Consider the following 17,128-nt stretch of genomic DNA (forward strand, 5'->3'; position numbering starts at 1 on the left):
TGATAAACTCGCCGGGTCTTTTGCTCAGGATCAGCCCGTGACTTCCAGCATCTTCTGGTACGACTACGAAACCACCGGGATCAATCCACGCAACGACCGGCCGCTGCAAGTGGCGGGCATTCGTACGGACGATCAGCTCAACGAGATTGGCGAACCGATCAACCTCTACTGCCAGCCCGGCGATGACATCCTGCCCCATCCGGCGGCATGTCTGGTGACAGGCATCACGCCAGACCGGCTCGCGGAAAAGGGGTTGTGCGAGGCGGATTTCATGACGCGCCTGTACGCGGAGATGTCTCGTCCCGGCACCTGCAGCGCGGGTTACAACACGTTGCGCTTCGACGACGAGATGACCCGCTACACTTTTTACCGAAACTTCTTCGACCCCTATGCCCGCGAATGGCAGGGCGGTAACAGCCGCTGGGATCTGATCGACGTGGTGCGCACCGCTTATGCGTTACGTCCGGAGGGCATTGTCTGGCCGGAAGAAGAGGGCCGGGTCACGCTGAAACTTGAGCGGCTGACGGCGGCCAATGGGATCGATCACGGCCATGCACACGACGCGCTGTCCGATGTCCGCGCAACCATAGCGCTGGCGCGTCTGGTCCGCGATAAACAACCCAAACTTTACGACTATCTTTTTGAATTGCGCTTCAAGCACAAGGTGCAGGATCAGATTCGGTTGATGCAGCCGCTTGTGCATATATCGGGTCGGTTCTCCGCGGCGCGAAGTTACGTAAGCGTCGTACTGCCGCTGGCCTGGCATCCGGTCAACCGTAACGCATTGATTGTCTGCGACCTGTTCCATGACCACAGTCCGTTGCTGGATGAAGACGGCGAGACCTTGCGCCAGCGTCTATATACCCGTCGCGAAGATCTGCTCGAAGGCCAGTTACCGGTCCCGCTCAAATTGCTGCATGTAAATAAATGCCCGGTCATTGCCCCGCTGAGCGTGCTTCGCGAGGAGGACCGTCAGCGTCTGCAACTGGACATGAGTGTTTATAAAACGCGCGTCGCCGCATTGAATGAAGGTCAGACGATCTGGCAGGACAAGTTGAAAAGCGTGTATGCCAACGACAACTTCGCTGCCAGTGAGGATCCGGAACAGCAGTTATACGATGGCTTCATCAATGATCGGGACCGTCGCCTCTGCGAGCAGGTGCGAGTTGCCGAGCCGCAGCAGCTGGCTAGCGATGTCTGGCCGTTCGATGATCCGCGACTGCCTGAATTGTTATTCCGCTATCGCGCCCGCAACTTTGCCGAAACCCTGAGTGTTGCAGAGCAACAGCGCTGGTTGGCGTTTTGTCAGTTGCGCCTGACCGACCCTCAGGCCGGCGCGCCCAATACGCTCAAGGCCTTCAGCCGTGCGCTGGTCGAGCTCTCACTGAAGGCCACGCCCGAGCAACTCAAGGTGCTTGCCCAATGGCAGGATTACTCTCTGGTGTTGAAACAGCGTCTGGGGCTTTAAGCGAAGAAGGGTTAATGGCAGGCAATAAAAAACGCCAGCAGTCGCTGGCGTTTTTGGGTCGGACGTTTCAGTGCGACGGCTGACTCTAAATTCGGGAATTAACCCAGCAGAGTTGCCCAGCCTTCAACCTCGTCACCGCCCCACTTGGCTTTCCACTCTTTCAGCGTCTTGTGGTTGCCGCCTTTGGTTTCGATGATTTCACCGTTGTGCGGGTTCTTGTATTGCTTGACCTTACGAGCGCGCTTGGTGCCGACCGGCTTAACAGCAGCGCCACGTGGCGCCTTCATTTTGGATTCTGGATCCAGCAGCGCAATGATGTCGCGCAGGGACTTCTGATATTCGCCCATCAATGTGCGCAGTTTGCCTTCGAACTCAAGTTCTTTCTGCAGTTTGTCGTCTTGTTGCAGATTTTGCAGGCGGGCTTGCAGTTCTTTGATGGCTTCTTCTGTTGCGCGGTATTCGTTGATCAGTGACATGGGGGTTACCTATGTTGTGATGGGCATGATGCGATGGCGCATAATAATCAGAGTGTTTGCGCAAGTAAACATTTAAGAAAAGTTTTATCCGTAGCATTTTGAAATGACCGAACACATACCCTCGATTTAGATACACATGTTGCGTTATAGAGCGCCAATGAGCTTGCCGCTTTTAGTGATGTATCTGGCGTCGAGTTTCCGCCGCCGATGAACCGGCCCGGCACTAATGCGTTAATCCCCGCAGGGTGCGCTTTTTTGCCGCCTGAAATGAGCGGCATACGGGTACTGCACAGTCCTCAGGTAATCGCTAGAATGGCGGCCTTTGCGAAGTTCTGGAGTTTTTCACATGCGCACTTTTCGTCTGGTGATTGCTTGCCCGGACCGTGTCGGTATCGTTGCCAAGGTCAGTAACTTTCTGGCGTCCTACAACGGCTGGATTACCGAAGCGAGCCATCACTCTGACAACCTCAGCGGCTGGTTTTTCATGCGTCATGAAATGCGCGCCGATACCCTGCCTTTCGACCTCGAAGGTTTCCGTGAAGCCTTTGCGCCCATCGCCGAAGAGTTTTCGATGGACTGGCGCATTACCGACTCCGCGCAGAAAAAACGCGTCGTGCTGATGGCCAGTCGGGAGTCCCACTGCCTGGCAGACCTGCTGCACCGCTGGCACAGCGATGAGCTGGACTGCGAAATCGCCTGCGTGATTTCCAACCACCAGGACCTGCGCAGCATGGTCGAATGGCACAACATCCCTTACTACCATGTGCCGGTTGATCCCAAAGACAAAGAGCCGGCGTTCGCCGAAGTCTCGCGTCTGGTCAAACACCATGAAGCCGACGTTGTTGTGCTGGCGCGTTACATGCAGATCCTGCCGCCGCAACTGTGCCGGGAATACGCGCATCAAGTCATCAACATTCACCACAGCTTCCTGCCTTCGTTCGTCGGCGCCAAGCCGTATCACCAAGCGTCGCTGCGTGGCGTGAAACTGATCGGCGCTACTTGTCACTACGTCACCGAAGAACTGGACGCCGGTCCGATCATCGAGCAGGACGTCGTGCGCGTCAGCCATCGCGACAGCATCGAAAACATGGTGCGTTTCGGTCGCGACGTGGAAAAAATGGTGCTCGCTCGTGGCCTGCGCGCACACCTGGAAGATCGCGTGCTGGTGCATGACAACAAGACAGTGGTCTTTGATTAAGCAGTGATCAAGCGGTTTGGGTGAGCCGCTGAAGTTCAGCGGCTCACTGCGAAGCGATTGTCTCCAGACAGTCAGGCTGCCAAGGAAACACAGGCGTAATCAATATGAGCGATCCCCTCGACAAAGCCACCTCCAAAGCCCCGCCAACCCTTGGCGAGGGATGCCTGAGCCGTTACGACGTCGACGCAATGTCGCCGGAGGACGGAACGGATTTCGAGGGGGCCGAAGCATTATGGAAAGAACTGACGTCTGCCAAACGGGAAGACGAATCAGACGGTCTTGATCCGCAGTAACTTGTTCAAAAGTGGGCGCCCGACCATCAACAGAAACACCGGGCCGCCGGCGACCAGATAGAAGTAATAGGTAACAATCCGCCAGATAAGGATCGCCGCCGCTGCCGTCGACTTGCCCATCATCGGCGCCAGCAAGGCAGCCGACGTCAACTCCGCCGCGCCGGCACCGCCCGGCGACAGGCTGAACTGCCCGGCGCTCAGCGAGAGCATCTGCACCAGAAACGTCCACGCCCAGTCGATATTAACCCCCAACCCTTTCAGCGCCAGGTACAGCACGCTGTAACGCAGGCTCCAGTGCACGCAGGTCAGCGCAAATACTTGAAGCAGAATGCGGTGGGGCATCTTCCAGGTTTCAGCCAGCGCGTCGCGAAAATGCAGCAGCTTGCGCGCCCAGCGAATACGCGTGGTGTTCTTGCGCCTCAGGCGCTTGAGCACCCGACCGTTGAACAGAATGATGCGTCGGTGATACCGCGCGAAACCGGCGCATGCGCAAAGCCCGGCGCCGATCAGCAGGGCGCTGGCAATGAGCATCCATTCAAGGTTTTCGCTGAGCTGGTGGAATACTGCGTAAATCAGGATGCCGATCAGAGCGAGCAGGAAAAACACCAGATCCATCAGTTGGTCAGTGGCGAAAGCCGCTGTGCTTTTCGCCGGGCCGATACCGCTGCGCGAGAGCAGTGCCACCAGCGTCAACGGGGCACCGCTGCCACCGGGTGTTGCGCAGTAGGCAAACTCGGTCGCCATGACCACGGCGAGGCTCTTGCGCATGCCGAGCCCGCTGGCGGCGTCGCCGAGTAAGAGGCGCAGGCGCATTGTGTTCATGCACCAGCCCACCAGCACCATGGCAAACATGCCGACGAGGAGCATCACCGGGAAATTGCGCAGGCGATGAAACATGTCCGCGCCGCCCATGAAGAACGGAATCAGCAGGGCGAGTATCAGTGCTGCTGCGAGCCAGCCAAGTCGCCTCACGCCGCAGACCTGACGGTATTCAAGCCCTGTAACCAGGCAAATTTGCTCATCGGCGTGCGGCCGTCGTTCAGCAAGCGCTCAAGGGCTTGCAGCCAGTAACGACGGGAAAAGTCGTGGCGCATGTCCACAGGGTGCAGACCCAGACGAATAGTTGCGGCGTTGTGCAATTGAGCCTCACGGTGGTTGCTGACGATTTTCGATACCCCCCGGCGCCAGGCGCTGCGAGCGCTCCAGACGATGCCGGGCGCATCGATCTCGGAAAAGTCCGGCAGACGATACAAGTGTTGGGCATCACTTGTGTAGTCCAATGGCAATTTTCGCAGGGCATTGCGCGTGCCTTGGCTCATCAGCCAGGCCGGAGCGACGAATCCGTGAAGCGGCCATTCGTTGCGCCGGAATACCTCCATGCCTGCTTCGAGCCGCTGCATCGCCTGCTGCTCGTTGAGGGTGTAGAACTCGCCTTCCCAGGTGTAAATGCGCCGCATGAAAAAGTCCTGTGGCGTGCGTGGGGCAGGGCTGTCGTCGCAGTGGTAATAACCGTGCAGCGCCAGTTCGTCACCCCGGGCGAGGCGGTTGTGCATCAACCGCTGGAAGTCCTGATTGGCGTCGACCGGGTCATGCTTGTGAAAGTCCGGGACCACAAGCCAGGTAATGGGGATGTTGCCCAGCGCATCGACGGCTTCCACAAACGGACGATAATCCGGCCAGGTCTGTGGTGCCACGTCGTGAAGGACGAGCATGACGCTGCGTGATGCGTTTGCGCAGGTTTCAGCCATGGGCACGGACCGGCTGGTGGGCACCGAGCACCGCCTGGTAATGGCCAAGCAACCCGGCGACCACGGTGTCCCACGCGTAGTGCGCCTCGACATGACGCCGCGCATTTGCACCTCGGCGTGCCGCATTCTCGGCAAACAGCTGACTCACAGATGCCGCCATGGCCAGCGGATGATTGGGCTCGCACAGCAGGCCGCAGTGTTCGGGAATGATTTCGCGGAACGCGCCGGCATCTACTGCGACCACCGGGATCCCGCTGGCCATGGCTTCGATCACCACCAGCCCGAAGGTTTCCTGATCCCCGGCATGCACCAGCGCATCAGCGCTTGCCAGCAGACGCGCGACTTCGGCGGCAGGGCGGAATTTATCCAAAACCGTGACGTTGGCCGGTACGCCGGTGGGCATATGAGAACCTACCAACATCAGGTGGTACCCAGCGCCCAGCGCCCTCATGCAGTCGAGCAGAACGGTCAGGTTTTTCTCTTTCGACCCTCGACCCGCGAAGACAAGCAGATGTGTTTCTTCGGTCAGGCCTAGCTCGGCCTTGAGACCAGGGTCTCGCCGAGAGGGATGAAACGTCTGCAGATCAACCCCCAACGGTTGCACATGAACATTCTTCACACCCAGGCGGATCAGCTTGTCCGCCATTGCAGCGCTTGGTGCCAGCACCCGGTCGAAGTTGCTGTAGAGCTTGCTGACGTAATTCTCGACGTTGGCGCCCAGCCAGGTGCCGATGCGGTTCTTCACCAGCAGCGGCAAATCGGAGTGGTAGAAGCCGATCACCGGCACCTCCAGTTGACGTCGGGCATCCAGTGCGGCCCAGGCCGTCAGGTAAGGATCGCCGACTTCAATGAGGTCCGGCCGCAGACTTCGCAGGGCATCTCGCCAGGGACCGACGCGCAGCGGAAATCGATAGCCGTTGCCAAAAGGCACGGGCGGAGCGGGTACCCGATACACCCCGTCCTCATGACTGCTTTGCGGACCGGGAATCAGCAGGCTGTGTCGCACGCCCGGGTAAAGCGCGAGGCGACGGTGTTTGGCGTCCAGATACGTGCGCACGCCACCGCTGGCTGGGGCGTAGAACATGGTCATGTCAGCGATATGCACACGATGCCTCCGTCCATTGATCAGTCCTTCTGGTTGACCATCCACAGATACAGATGTTCGGTTGCAGATCGTCGCATCCATGCTCACGACGATGCCCATGGACGACCGTTGTGCCGCTTGCGCTACAGTATAGCGGTGGCCTGAGGGCTGATCAGCGGTGCGGTCCCATCCGGGCGGCTGCCGCAGTCCCCTCGGGAATATCAAATGCGACGCTTGGGTGAACGGATGCCTGACTCACTACAGATTCTTATTGGCGCTGACCTGAAGGGCCAGCCGATCGGGCAGGCGATGCGTCTGGCCAACCGTCACGGGCTGGTGGCCGGCGCGACCGGCACCGGCAAAACCGTCACGCTGCAGCGCCTGGCGGAGGCGTTCAGCGAGGCTGGCGTGGCGGTGTTCGCGGCGGATATCAAGGGTGACCTTTGCGGGCTCGGTGCGGCGGGTGACCCACAAGGCAAGATCGCCGAGCGCATCGCCGGCATGCCTTGGTTGCACCATAAATCTCAAGGCTATCCGGTGACCCTGTGGGATGTGCACGGTGAAACGGGCCATCCTTTGCGCACAACTCTGTCGGAAATGGGGCCGCTGCTGCTGGGAAGTTTGCTGGAATTGACGGATAGCCAGCAGTCGGCGCTGTATGCGGCGTTCAAGGTAGCGGATCGGGAAGGCCTGTTGTTGCTGGACCTCAAGGACCTCAAGGCGCTGCTCAATCATCTGCGTGACAACCCCGAAGTGCTGGGTGACGACAGCGCGTTGATGACCACGGGGTCGAGTCAGGCGCTGTTACGTCGGCTGGCGGTCCTTGAGCAGCAAGGCGCCGAGGCCTTGTTCGGCGAGCCGGCGCTGCAACTCGAAGACATTTTGCAACCTGCCAGCGACGGTCGCGGGCAAATTCATCTGCTTGATGCCAGCCGGCTGGTACACGAGTCGCCGAAGGTCTATGCCACGTTCCTGCTGTGGCTGCTGGCAGAGCTGTTCGAGCAATTGCCTGAGCGAGGCGATGCCGATAAACCCTTGCTGGCACTGTTCTTCGACGAAGCGCATTTGCTGTTTGCGGATACGCCGAAGGCGCTGCAGGAGCGTCTGGAACAAGTGGTGCGGCTGATTCGCTCGAAAGGCGTCGGTGTGTATTTTGTCACCCAGTCGCCGGGGGATCTGCCAGACAGCATTCTGGCGCAACTCGGTTTGCGGATTCAGCACGGCCTGCGCGCGTTCACCAGCAAGGAGCAACGGTCGCTGAAGGCCGTTGCGGAAGGTTTTCGGCCCAATCCCGAGTTCGATGCCCTTTCGGTGCTCACCGAGTTGGGTATAGGTGAGGCGCTGGTGGGTACCCTGCAGGACAAGGGCACGCCCGAGATCGTCCAGCGTGTGCTGGTCGCGCCGCCGCAATCCCGGATTGGGCCGTTGACCCAGGCCGAACGCGCCGCGCTGATCGCCCGGTCGCCACTGGCCGGGCGGTATGACAGACCCGTGGATCGCGAGTCGGCCTACGAACTGCTACTGGCGCGCAAGGGCGCACCGGCGGATCCCTCCCAGAAGCCCGGCGCTGAGGAGAAGTCGGAAGGCGGCTTTGCCGATATGGCCGGTGGTTTTCTGGGCGGGCTGGCGGGGCAGGCGGTCAAGAGTGCAATGCGCCAGGCTGCTAGCCAGATCGGCCGCGAACTGGTGCGGGGGTTGATGGGGTCGTTGCTGGGCGGTAGCAAAAAGCGCCGGTAGGCCATTCAATCTCTGATCCGTAGGCGCGCGCAGGCCCGCGAACGCATCCTCGCAGGTGACATCTGCGTCACAGGCATACCGCAATCGCGGGCAAGCGCGCTTCTACATTGGCGGACGTTTGGGCAATAAAAAGCCCATTCAATGAATGGGCTTTTTCAGAACGGCCGACGCTGTCAGGTCAAGCCAGCGCTTTGGACGCCAACCAGAACAAACCTGCCGACAGCGCGACAGTGGCGGGCAGGGTCAACACCCATGCCAGCAGAATGTTGCGAACCGTGCCGCCCTGCAGGCCGCTCTTGTTCGCCACCATGGTCCCGGCCACGCCGGACGACAGGATGTGAGTCGTCGAAACCGGCAGGCTGAACACGTTGGCCAGCGCAATGGCGCTCGCGGTGGTGATCTGCGCGGACATGCCCTGGGCGTAGGTCATGCCTTGCTTGCCGATCTTCTCGCCGATGGTCAGGACGACGCGTTTCCAGCCGACCATGGTGCCGATACCCAGCGCCAGTGCAACGGCGAAGATGACCCAGAACGGCGCGTATTCAGTGGTCGCGGTCAGGTCCTTGCGCAGCTTCTCCAGATCCGATTTTTCACGGGCATCAAGGGCTGGCAGTTTGCCGACCTTGCGTGCTGTGTCATCCAGGCACAGCAGGTAGCGACGGACTTCGATGCGACGCTCCGGTGCGAGGCTGTGGTAGTCGGTGACACCCTTGAGGTTGTTCAACAGGGCATCAATGGTCGGCTCGGTTTGCTCAGGGTTGCAGCTGAAACGCTCGGGCAGATCGCCCGCCGCCGATTTGCCCAGCGCCAGGTACTCGCCCAGTGTCGCGTTGTTGCGCTGGTAAAACTGGCTCAGGTGCTGGGTGGCGTCGCGGGTGCGTTCGATCTGGTAGGTCGTGGTGCTAAGGTCCAGCACGAACTGCGCCGGGACAATGCCGATCAGCACCAGCATGATCAGGCCGATGCCTTTCTGGCCATCGTTGGAGCCGTGCACAAAACTCACCGCCATCGCCGAAATCACCAGCACCAGGCGATTCCAGAAGGGAGGGTGTTTTTTGTCATCAAGCTTGCGGCGTTGTTCCGGGGTCTTGTGCATCTTGGACAGGGGGCGCCAGGCCTTCAGGCCCAGCAGTACCAGACCTGCCACGATGAAACCGGCCAGCGGTGAGAACACCAGCGAAGCGCCGATATCGATCGCTTTCTGCCAGTTAACGCCTTCGCCCAACGGAATGTGATTGATCAGCGCGTTGGCCAGGCCAACACCCAGAATCGAACCGATCAACGTGTGGGAGCTGGACGCCGGGATGCCGAAATACCAGGTTCCGAGGTTCCAGGTGATGGCCGCAGCCAACAGCGAGAACACCATGGCCAGACCATGACCGGTGTTGACGTTGATCAACAACTCGACCGGCAGCAGATGCACGATGGCATACGCCACGCCGACGCCACCCAGGAGCACTCCGAGGAAATTGAACACACCCGAGAAAAATACCGCCAGATGGGGCGGCATGGCCTTGGTGTAAATGACTGTCGCCACCGCGTTGGCGGTGTCATGAAAGCCGTTGATGAACTCGAAGGTGAGGACAAACGCCAGGGCGAGCAACAAGCTCACAATCACCCAAGCATCCAGTCCGCTGAATAAATCGATCATGGAAGGTTTTCTGACCCGGTCTTAAGGGGGCGGGATTATGACAGAAAAAAAACTGCGCGATAGGCGCGCTGCTAATTGGTAGCAGCCTGCAACGAAATTTCTGTCCCGCCTGACCGTTGACTTCCTGTCTTGAAGGAGCGTGCGAATCACGCTGAACCTTGGACGAGTCTGTAAAACCTGGCCTTTAAAGCACTGGAAACGCTTGCCGTCGACTAATTGATTCAACGACAGGCAAGCGAGCGGCTCATGGCGCTTCCTTGAGTTCTTCTTCCATCTTTTGCAGCTCTTGCTTGAAAGCCTGGTCGAGCAGGCTGGCCCGTTTGCGCCAAGGCTTGCGCTCGGGCTCGGGCTGGGCGGCGTATGTTGTCACTTCGCCGCCATACACTTCCTTGTAACGTTGTTCCTGGCGTTCCAGTTCTACGCGCAGTTCATCTTTGGTCACGTTAATACCTGATCGGGTCGAGTTTAATCCCGGTGCTGACGCCGAGTCTGAAAGTGCCTGACCTGAGGATCGCAATGTATCGAATCAGGAATAATCGTCGGGCAGGGTCGCTGCACAAGAGGATTCACACTTCCACCAACGGCGGCTACGTGCACCAGAATAACAAAGCTGTCGTAGCAACATTCTTAATTGATTGCCTGCAGGATGACAAATGACCTGGGTGTTGGCCTGCCATCGCTGAGCATTGCGATCGAGTCGGGCAATGCCTGCGTGAGTTTGGATCCATGCCAGATAGGGCGGGGAATAAACCACGCGATAGCGTTACTGGGCTTCAATGACGGCCACTATCGCGAAGATGCGCAGGCGAGTCAACTGTCAGAACTGTCGCAGTCGGACAACTGAGGATTTATACCTTTTTTATGTACGAATGTTCCTAAGTTGCACAGTCCGATTTATGGCGGAACTTGGTGAGTCAAATGTTTAACGCTACAGGCAGTTTTCTGGCGACGTAAATTCACGGGTTATGAAGGCGCGAATAGCCGATGTGTATTTAGACGCAAAAAATAAATGAGGAGGGCAGAGACAAAAACGGCCTTGGGTTAGCAAGGCCGTGCCTGGGACTTCTCAGTGGGTACCTGACCAGTAATCCAAAGAAGCCTCATATGGCAGGTGAAAGGTATAAGTAACCGTACGGCCGGTCAATTGCGATTATCGCCCACTCGTTCGATTATCGCCCAAAGCTGGCTTGCCGTGGCCTGGAAAACAGGCGAGAGTGGCGTTCTACAAGGCTTTCGCGGCCACGACGAACGGTGCCAGCATGAACGATCAATTGCGTAATTCTTTCACGTCACTTGCGCCGCCGATTGTTGCGTCCCCTGCTAAAAGGATTCAGGCGCTCACCGGCGATCCGGACTTCATGACCTCTCTGGCGCGAGGGTTGGCGGTCATTCATGCGTTTCAAGAGCGCAAGCGGCACCTGACCATTGCCCAGATCAGCCACCGAACTGAAATCCCCAGGGCCGCGGTTCGTCGCTGCCTGCACACGCTGATCAAGCTGGGTTACGCCACCACTGACGGCCGCACATACTCGCTGCTGCCGAAAGTGCTGACCCTCGGACATGCCTATCTGTCGTCCACCCCTCTGGCAGTCTCGTCGCAGCCTTATCTGGACCGGATGAGTGATCGACTGCATGAGGCCTGCAACATGGCCACGCTGGAAGGCGACGACATTCTTTATATAGCGCGGTCGGCCACTACCCAGCGCCTGATCTCTGTGGATCTGGCAGTGGGTGGGCGTTTGCCGGCGTACTGCACGTCCATGGGGCGGATTCTGCTGGCGGCGCTGGACGACGTGTCGTTGCAGGAGTACCTCGACCACGTCGACCTGCAGCCCAAAACCAGTCGCACCTTGCGCACCCCCGAAGCCTTGCTCGAATGTCTGCAGCAAGTGCGGCAACAGGGCTGGTGCATTGTCGATCAGGAACTGGAGCAGGGCCTGCGTTCCATTGCGGTGCCGGTGTACGACGCCTCGGGTCAGGTGCTCGCGGCGCTCAATGTCAGCACCAGCGCCGGCCGGGTGACGCGTAATGAGCTTGAGCAGAAGTTTCTGCCGATCATGCTGGATGCCAGCCGTGACCTCAGCACGCAACTGTTTACCTGATCCTGAAAAGGGTCGGGCGACTGCATCCGGCTCACAATCACCACTCTCCGTTCGGTGATCGAACACTTAGTCGGTTATCGGATTGTTCCGCCCCGTTCCCGGGCATAACCTCAGTTGCAACGCCGTATCTGCCTCTAGAGAACGGCAACCGAGTGTGAACCTGGAGCACCCCATGGCTGTAATTCTTCCCCTTCACGAGGCCGTGAAGCAGTTCGTCAACGATGGCGATACCCTTGCACTGGAAGGCTTTACCCACCTCATTCCTACAGCAGCCGGACACGAGCTCATCCGTCAGAAGAAGAAAGATCTGACGCTGGTGCGCATGACCCCTGACTTGATCTATGACCAGCTCATCGGCGCAGGCTGTGCGAAACGGCTGATTTTCTCGTGGGGCGGCAACCCCGGGGTTGGTTCGCTGCATAGGCTTCGTGATGCGGTCGAGCGACAGTGGCCGCAGCCCATGGAGATTGAAGAACGCAGCCATGCCGACCTTGCCAACGCCTACGTGGCGGGGGCGTCGGGTCTGCCGTTCGCGGTGCTGCGTGCGTACGCCGGTTCCGACTTGCCGAAGGTCAACCCGCTGATCAAAACAGTGACGTGCCCGTTCACCGGAGAAGTGCTGGCCGCAGTGCCGGCAGTGCGCCCCGACGTTACGGTCATTCATGCGCAGAAGGCGGACCGCAAAGGCAACGTGTTGCTGTGGGGCATCCTGGGCGTGCAGAAAGAGGCAGCGCTGGCGGCCAGGCGCTGCATCGTCACGGTCGAGGAAATTGTCGACGACCTTAACGCACCGATGAACGCGTGCGTGCTGCCAACATGGGCGCTCAGCGCTGTCTGCCTTGTGCCGGGCGGCGCTCATCCTTCCTACGCCCACGGCTACTACGAACGCGATAACCGCTTCTATCAAGCGTGGGACGCCATCGCCCGCGACCGTGAGGGGTTTACCGCCTGGATTGACGAATACATCCATGGCACCCGGGATTTCAGTGAGTTCAAGAGCAAGCTGGCCCATGTGGCGGAGACTAATCAGTGAACTATTCCACGAGCGAAATGATGACCGTCGCTGCCGCGCGTCGGTTGAAAAATAATGCCGTGTGCTTCGTCGGCATTGGCCTGCCTTCCAAAGCGGCCAATCTGGCGCGCCTCACTTCTTCGCCTGACGTGGTGCTGATTTATGAATCAGGGCCCATCGGCGCCAAGCCAGACGTGCTGCCGCTGTCCATCGGTGACGGCGAACTGGCGGAAACCGCTGACACCGTGGTGTCCACCAGCGAAATCTTCCGTTACTGGTTGCAGGGTGGGCGTGTCGATGTCGGGTTCCTCGGCGCGGCTCAGGTCGACCGGTTTGGCAACATCAACACGACGGTGGTCGGCGATTACCACAACCCGAAAGTGCGTCTGCCGGGTGCGGGGGGCGCGCCGGAAATCGCGGGCTCCGCCAAAGAAGTGCTGATCATCCTCAAACAGTCGCCGCGGACCTTCGTCAATAAGCTGGACTTCCTGACTTCGGTCGGCCACGGCGAAGGTGGCGACTCGCGCAAACGCCTCGGCCTGCCGGGCGCCGGGCCGGTCGGCATCATCACTGACCTGTGCATCATGGAACCGGAGGAGGGCACCCACGAATTCGTTGTGACGACCCTGCACCCGGGCGTGACCCGCGAGCAGGTGATCGCCGCCACCGGTTGGGACGTGCGGTTTGCCGACACCGTGGTGAATTCTGACTCACCGAGCGAGTACGAACTGACCGCGCTGCGTGATCTTGAAGCGCGAACCGCGGCCGCTCATGGCCAGACGCCGGGAGAAGCATGATGCGTGACGTATTTATCTGCGACGCGATTCGTACCCCCATCGGCCGTTTTGGCGGCGCCCTGGCGACTGTTCGTGCGGATGATCTGGCAGCGTTGCCCATAAAAGCCCTGATGGCGCGCAATCCGTCGGTCAATTGGGATGAGCTGGACGAAGTGTTCCTCGGTTGCGCCAACCAGGCCGGTGAAGACAACCGCAACGTCGCCCGCATGGCTGCGCTGTTGGCGGGGTTGCCGGCCAGTGTGCCCGGCGTGACCCTGAATCGCTTGTGTGCTTCGGGCCTGGACGCGGTGGGTTCTGCGTTCCGCGCCATTGCCTGTGGCGAAATGGAGCTGGCCATCGCCGGCGGCGTCGAGTCCATGTCCCGCGCGCCGTTCGTGATGGGCAAGGCCGACACGGCATTCGGCCGCAGCCAGAAGCTGGAAGACACCACCCTGGGCTGGCGTTTCGTCAATCCGCAGATGAAGGACCAGTACGGCGTGGAGGCGATGCCGCAGACCGGCGATAACGTCGCTGAGGATTTCGGCATCTCCCGTGAGGATCAGGACGCGTTTGCCCTGCGCAGCCAGCAACGCACGGCGGCGGCTCAGGCCTTGGGCTTCTTCGCTGAGGAGATCGTGCCCGTGCGCATCGCCCACAAGAAAGGCGAGACCGTCGTCGACACCGATGAGCACCCCCGTGCCGACACCAGCCTTGAGGCGCTCGGCAAGCTCAAGCCGGTCAACGGCCCGGGCAACACGGTCACGGCCGGCAACGCGGCGGGCCTCAACGACGGCGCGGCGGCGATGATTCTGGCGTCCGCCGAAGCCGTCAGGAAACACGGCCTGACCCCGCGCGCGCGCGTATTGGGCATGGCCAGTGCCGGCGTCGAGCCGCGCGTGATGGGCATCGGCCCGGTGCCGGCGGTGCGCAAGCTGGTTGCCAGGCTGGGGCTGGCGGTCAGTGATTTCGACGTCATTGAACTCAACGAAGCGTTCGCCAGCCAAGCGTTGGCGGTCATGCGTGAACTGGGCATCAATGACGATTCATCCAGGGTCAATCCCAACGGCGGGTCGATTTCCCTGGGGCATCCGCTGGGCATGAGCGGCGCGCGTCTGGTACTGACCGCCTTGCATCAACTTGAGAAAACCGGCGGCAGCAAAGCGCTGGCTACTATGTGCGTTGGTGTGGGGCAGGGGCTGGCTCTTGCGATAGCGCGCTAAACGACATTCTCGCAAACCAACTACCCGAGTCATCGGTTGCCTGCATGAAAGGGGCAACTTGCTGGCTCGGGTGGTTGTCCTTGTGATGTCGGAACGTTACTGCTTAAGTCTAAATGTTGCAGGTTATGTCTTAGACTGGCTGACCTTACAAACACCTGGGGAGATAATAATGACAACGACTCACTACACCGGCGAAGAACGGCGCAAGCGGATCTTCGCCATCGTCGGTGCTTCATCGGGCAACCTCGTCGAATGGTTCGACTTCTACGTCTACGCCTTCTGCGCCATCTATTTCGCGCCTGCGTTCTTTCCTTCCGATGATCCGACCGTTCAATTGCTCAACACCGCGGGCGTCTTCGCCGCAGGCTTTCTGATGCGTCCTATCGGCGGCTGGCTGTTCGGTCGCGTGGCCGACAAGCACGGCCGCAAGAACTCAATGATGATTTCCGTCCTGATGATGTGCGCAGGCTCGCTGGTCATTGCCTGTCTGCCTACGTACGCATCCATCGGTGCCTGGGCACCGTTTCTGCTGCTCATGGCGCGCCTGTTCCAGGGGCTGTCGGTAGGTGGCGAGTACGGCACCACCGCCACGTACATGAGCGAAGTCGCGTTGCGGGGGCAGCGCGGGTTCTTCGCTTCGTTTCAGTACGTGACACTGATCGGTGGTCAGCTGCTCGCCGTGTTGACCGTGGTTATCCTCCAGCAGTTTCTCAGCGCCGATGAGCTGAGAGCCTACGGCTGGCGTATTCCGTTCGTCGTCGGGGCGGTGGCGGCGGTGATCTCGCTGGTGCTGCGCCGATCGCTGAAAGAGACCACCACCGCTGAAGTGCGTCAGAACAAGGATGCGGGCAGCATGTCTGCGCTGTTCCGCGACCACAAAGCGGCGTTCATCACCGTGCTGGGCTACACCGCCGGGGGCTCGCTGATTTTCTACACGTTCACCACGTACATGCAGAAATACCTGGTCAACACCGTGCACATGGACGCCAAGGTCGCGAGCTACATCATGACCGGCGCGCTGTTCCTGTACATGTGCATGCAGCCGGTGTTCGGCATGCTCGCCGACAAGATCGGCCGCCGCGCTTCGATGCTGTGGTTCGGCGGGCTGGGCACGCTGTGCACCGTGCCGCTGCTGCTGACGCTGAAAACCACCACCAATCCGGTCATGGCCTTCGTGCTTATCACCCTGGCCCTGGCCATCGTCAGTTTCTACACCTCCATTAGCGGCCTGGTGAAAGCCGAGATGTTTCCGGTTCAGGTGAGGGCGCTGGGCGTCGGCCTGGCCTATGCCGTGGCGAATGCGATCTTCGGCGGTTCGGCTGAATACGTGGCCCTGGGCCTGAAAAACATGGGTATGGAAAACACCTTCTACTGGTACGTGACCGCGATGATGGCGATTGCTTTTCTGTTCAGCCTGCGACTGCCGAAGAAGCCGGCTTACCTGCACGAAGATCACTGATCCCCGGATCTTAGGGCGCGCGTCCTTGCCGGGCGCGTGTTTTCCATATTGATCACACTCATTCCACGTGTTTCACGGAGCGACTGCCATGGCGTTCGTACAACTCGAAGACGGTGAGCTGCATTATCAGATTGATGGCCCGGTGGATGCGCCGGTGCTGGTGCTGTCCAACTCCCTGGGCACGGACTTGCACATGTGGGACGCGCAGATCCCGGCGCTGAGCAAGTCATTCCGCGTCGTACGTTACGACACCCGCGGCCACGGGAAGTCCCTCGTCTCTCAAGGGCCTTACACCCTTTCGCAACTGGGACGCGACGTGCTGGCGCTGCTCGATGCATTGAAAATCGACCGAGCGCATTTCTGCGGATTGTCCATGGGCGGCCTGATCGGGCAGTGGCTGGGTGTCCATGCCAACGACCGGTTGCACAAGCTGATTCTGTGCAACACCGCCGCGAAGATCGGCGATACAGAAACGTGGGCGCCGCGCATCGCGCAGGTGGAGAAGGGCGGTGAGCGGGCGATGAAAGAGATGGGCGCTGGCGCTGTAGGGCGTTGGTTCACCCCTGACTTTGCCAGTCAGCACTCCGACAAGGTCACGCCCATCACCGACGTACTGGCGGCAACTTCTCCGCTGGGTTACGCCGCCTGCTGCGCGGCTGTCCGGGATGCTGATCTGCGTAAAGAAGTCAGTTCGATTACCGTGCCCACGCTGATCATCTGCGGCAGCCATGACGCCGTCACCACGGTGGCGGACGGGCATTTTCTGCAGAACCACATTCACGGCAGCGAGCTATCCGACTATTACGCCGCGCACTTGTCCAGCGTCGAGCTGGGTGAGGTCTTCGCCCTGCGCGTGACGGAGTTTTTGTTGGCGTAACGGCTGTGGCCTTTGCTTGAAACAGCC

General features: G+C 59.8%; 16 protein-coding genes. 10 read left to right on the plus strand and 6 right to left on the minus strand.

The genetic code is table 11. The features are described 5' to 3' along the window. Positions 1–37: 37 nt before the first annotated feature. Positions 38–1,468: an exodeoxyribonuclease I gene (gene sbcB / locus ACYAR8_RS04650; protein WP_463579207.1), complete on the plus strand. Its 1,431-nt coding sequence runs from the start codon at positions 38–40 to the stop codon at positions 1,466–1,468. Between the two features lie 98 nt (positions 1,469–1,566). Here sbcB and mvaT read toward each other — a convergent pair whose 3' ends face one another. Continuing rightward, on the minus strand, positions 1,567–1,944 hold the full coding sequence (mvaT, locus tag ACYAR8_RS04655) for a histone-like nucleoid-structuring protein MvaT (protein WP_065992265.1): 378 nt from the start codon (positions 1,942–1,944) through the stop codon (positions 1,567–1,569). Positions 1,945–2,290: 346 nt separating this feature from the next. Between mvaT and purU the strand changes: the two genes are divergently transcribed. Both purU and ACYAR8_RS04665 read left to right on the plus strand, forming a co-directional pair. After that, complete coding sequence (purU, locus tag ACYAR8_RS04660; protein WP_074884652.1) at positions 2,291–3,142, plus strand: formyltetrahydrofolate deformylase; 852 nt, start codon at positions 2,291–2,293, stop codon at positions 3,140–3,142. A gap of 104 nt (positions 3,143–3,246) precedes the next feature. After that, positions 3,247–3,435: a hypothetical protein gene (locus tag ACYAR8_RS04665; protein WP_074884654.1), complete on the plus strand. Its 189-nt coding sequence runs from the start codon at positions 3,247–3,249 to the stop codon at positions 3,433–3,435. On the opposite strand, the gene ACYAR8_RS04670 is transcribed toward ACYAR8_RS04665, so the two are convergent. The 3 genes from ACYAR8_RS04670 to ACYAR8_RS04680 are packed head-to-tail and all read right to left on the minus strand — an operon-like array spanning position 3,412 to position 6,288. Next, positions 3,412–4,407, minus strand: coding sequence for a lysylphosphatidylglycerol synthase transmembrane domain-containing protein (locus ACYAR8_RS04670; RefSeq protein WP_108120763.1), 996 nt, complete (start codon positions 4,405–4,407; stop codon positions 3,412–3,414). The two genes, ACYAR8_RS04665 and ACYAR8_RS04670, sit on opposite strands and share 24 nt — an antisense overlap. Further along, positions 4,404–5,147, minus strand: coding sequence for a DUF2334 domain-containing protein (locus tag ACYAR8_RS04675; RefSeq protein WP_463579208.1), 744 nt, complete (start codon positions 5,145–5,147; stop codon positions 4,404–4,406). Before ACYAR8_RS04675 ends, ACYAR8_RS04670 begins: the two co-directional genes overlap by 4 nt. A gap of 28 nt (positions 5,148–5,175) precedes the next feature. Next, a complete protein-coding gene (locus ACYAR8_RS04680) occupies positions 5,176–6,288 on the minus strand; it encodes a glycosyltransferase family 4 protein (protein WP_463579209.1) in 1,113 nt (370 codons plus the stop codon). A gap of 225 nt (positions 6,289–6,513) precedes the next feature. Here ACYAR8_RS04680 and ACYAR8_RS04685 point away from each other — a divergent pair, with 225 nt between their 5' ends. Then, the gene (locus ACYAR8_RS04685) at positions 6,514–8,004 is read left to right on the plus strand and encodes a helicase HerA-like domain-containing protein (protein WP_463579210.1); all 1,491 of its coding nucleotides are present in this window, start codon (positions 6,514–6,516) and stop codon (positions 8,002–8,004) included. A gap of 178 nt (positions 8,005–8,182) precedes the next feature. On the opposite strand, the gene ACYAR8_RS04690 is transcribed toward ACYAR8_RS04685, so the two are convergent. After that, the gene (locus ACYAR8_RS04690; RefSeq protein WP_108120765.1) at positions 8,183–9,655 is read right to left on the minus strand and encodes an inorganic phosphate transporter; all 1,473 of its coding nucleotides are present in this window, start codon (positions 9,653–9,655) and stop codon (positions 8,183–8,185) included. Between the two features lie 244 nt (positions 9,656–9,899). Beyond that, a complete protein-coding gene (locus ACYAR8_RS04695) occupies positions 9,900–10,097 on the minus strand; it encodes a hypothetical protein (protein ID WP_074884667.1) in 198 nt (65 codons plus the stop codon). An 817-nt stretch (positions 10,098–10,914) separates the two neighbouring features. Between ACYAR8_RS04695 and pcaR the strand changes: the two genes are divergently transcribed. From pcaR to pcaD, 6 genes are all read left to right on the plus strand, one after another. Next, complete coding sequence (gene pcaR, locus ACYAR8_RS04700) at positions 10,915–11,757, plus strand: pca regulon transcriptional regulator PcaR (RefSeq protein ID WP_074884784.1); 843 nt, start codon at positions 10,915–10,917, stop codon at positions 11,755–11,757. 172 nt (positions 11,758–11,929) lie between these two features. Further along, a complete protein-coding gene (locus tag ACYAR8_RS04705; protein ID WP_463579211.1) occupies positions 11,930–12,790 on the plus strand; it encodes a CoA transferase subunit A in 861 nt (286 codons plus the stop codon). Positions 12,791–12,807: 17 nt separating this feature from the next. Beyond that, positions 12,808–13,566 (plus strand): CoA-transferase subunit beta, encoded by a 759-nt coding sequence (locus ACYAR8_RS04710; RefSeq protein WP_463579219.1) that lies wholly within the window; start codon positions 12,808–12,810, stop codon positions 13,564–13,566. After that, positions 13,563–14,765 (plus strand): 3-oxoadipyl-CoA thiolase, encoded by a 1,203-nt coding sequence (pcaF, locus tag ACYAR8_RS04715; protein ID WP_463579212.1) that lies wholly within the window; start codon positions 13,563–13,565, stop codon positions 14,763–14,765. Before ACYAR8_RS04710 ends, pcaF begins: the two co-directional genes overlap by 4 nt. A gap of 169 nt (positions 14,766–14,934) precedes the next feature. Beyond that, positions 14,935–16,224 (plus strand): MFS family transporter, encoded by a 1,290-nt coding sequence (locus ACYAR8_RS04720; RefSeq protein ID WP_108120768.1) that lies wholly within the window; start codon positions 14,935–14,937, stop codon positions 16,222–16,224. An 88-nt stretch (positions 16,225–16,312) separates the two neighbouring features. Then, the gene (pcaD, locus tag ACYAR8_RS04725) at positions 16,313–17,101 is read left to right on the plus strand and encodes a 3-oxoadipate enol-lactonase (RefSeq protein ID WP_463579213.1); all 789 of its coding nucleotides are present in this window, start codon (positions 16,313–16,315) and stop codon (positions 17,099–17,101) included. Positions 17,102–17,128 lie beyond the last annotated feature (27 nt).

Source organism: Pseudomonas sp. HP_01 (genome assembly GCF_055284355.1).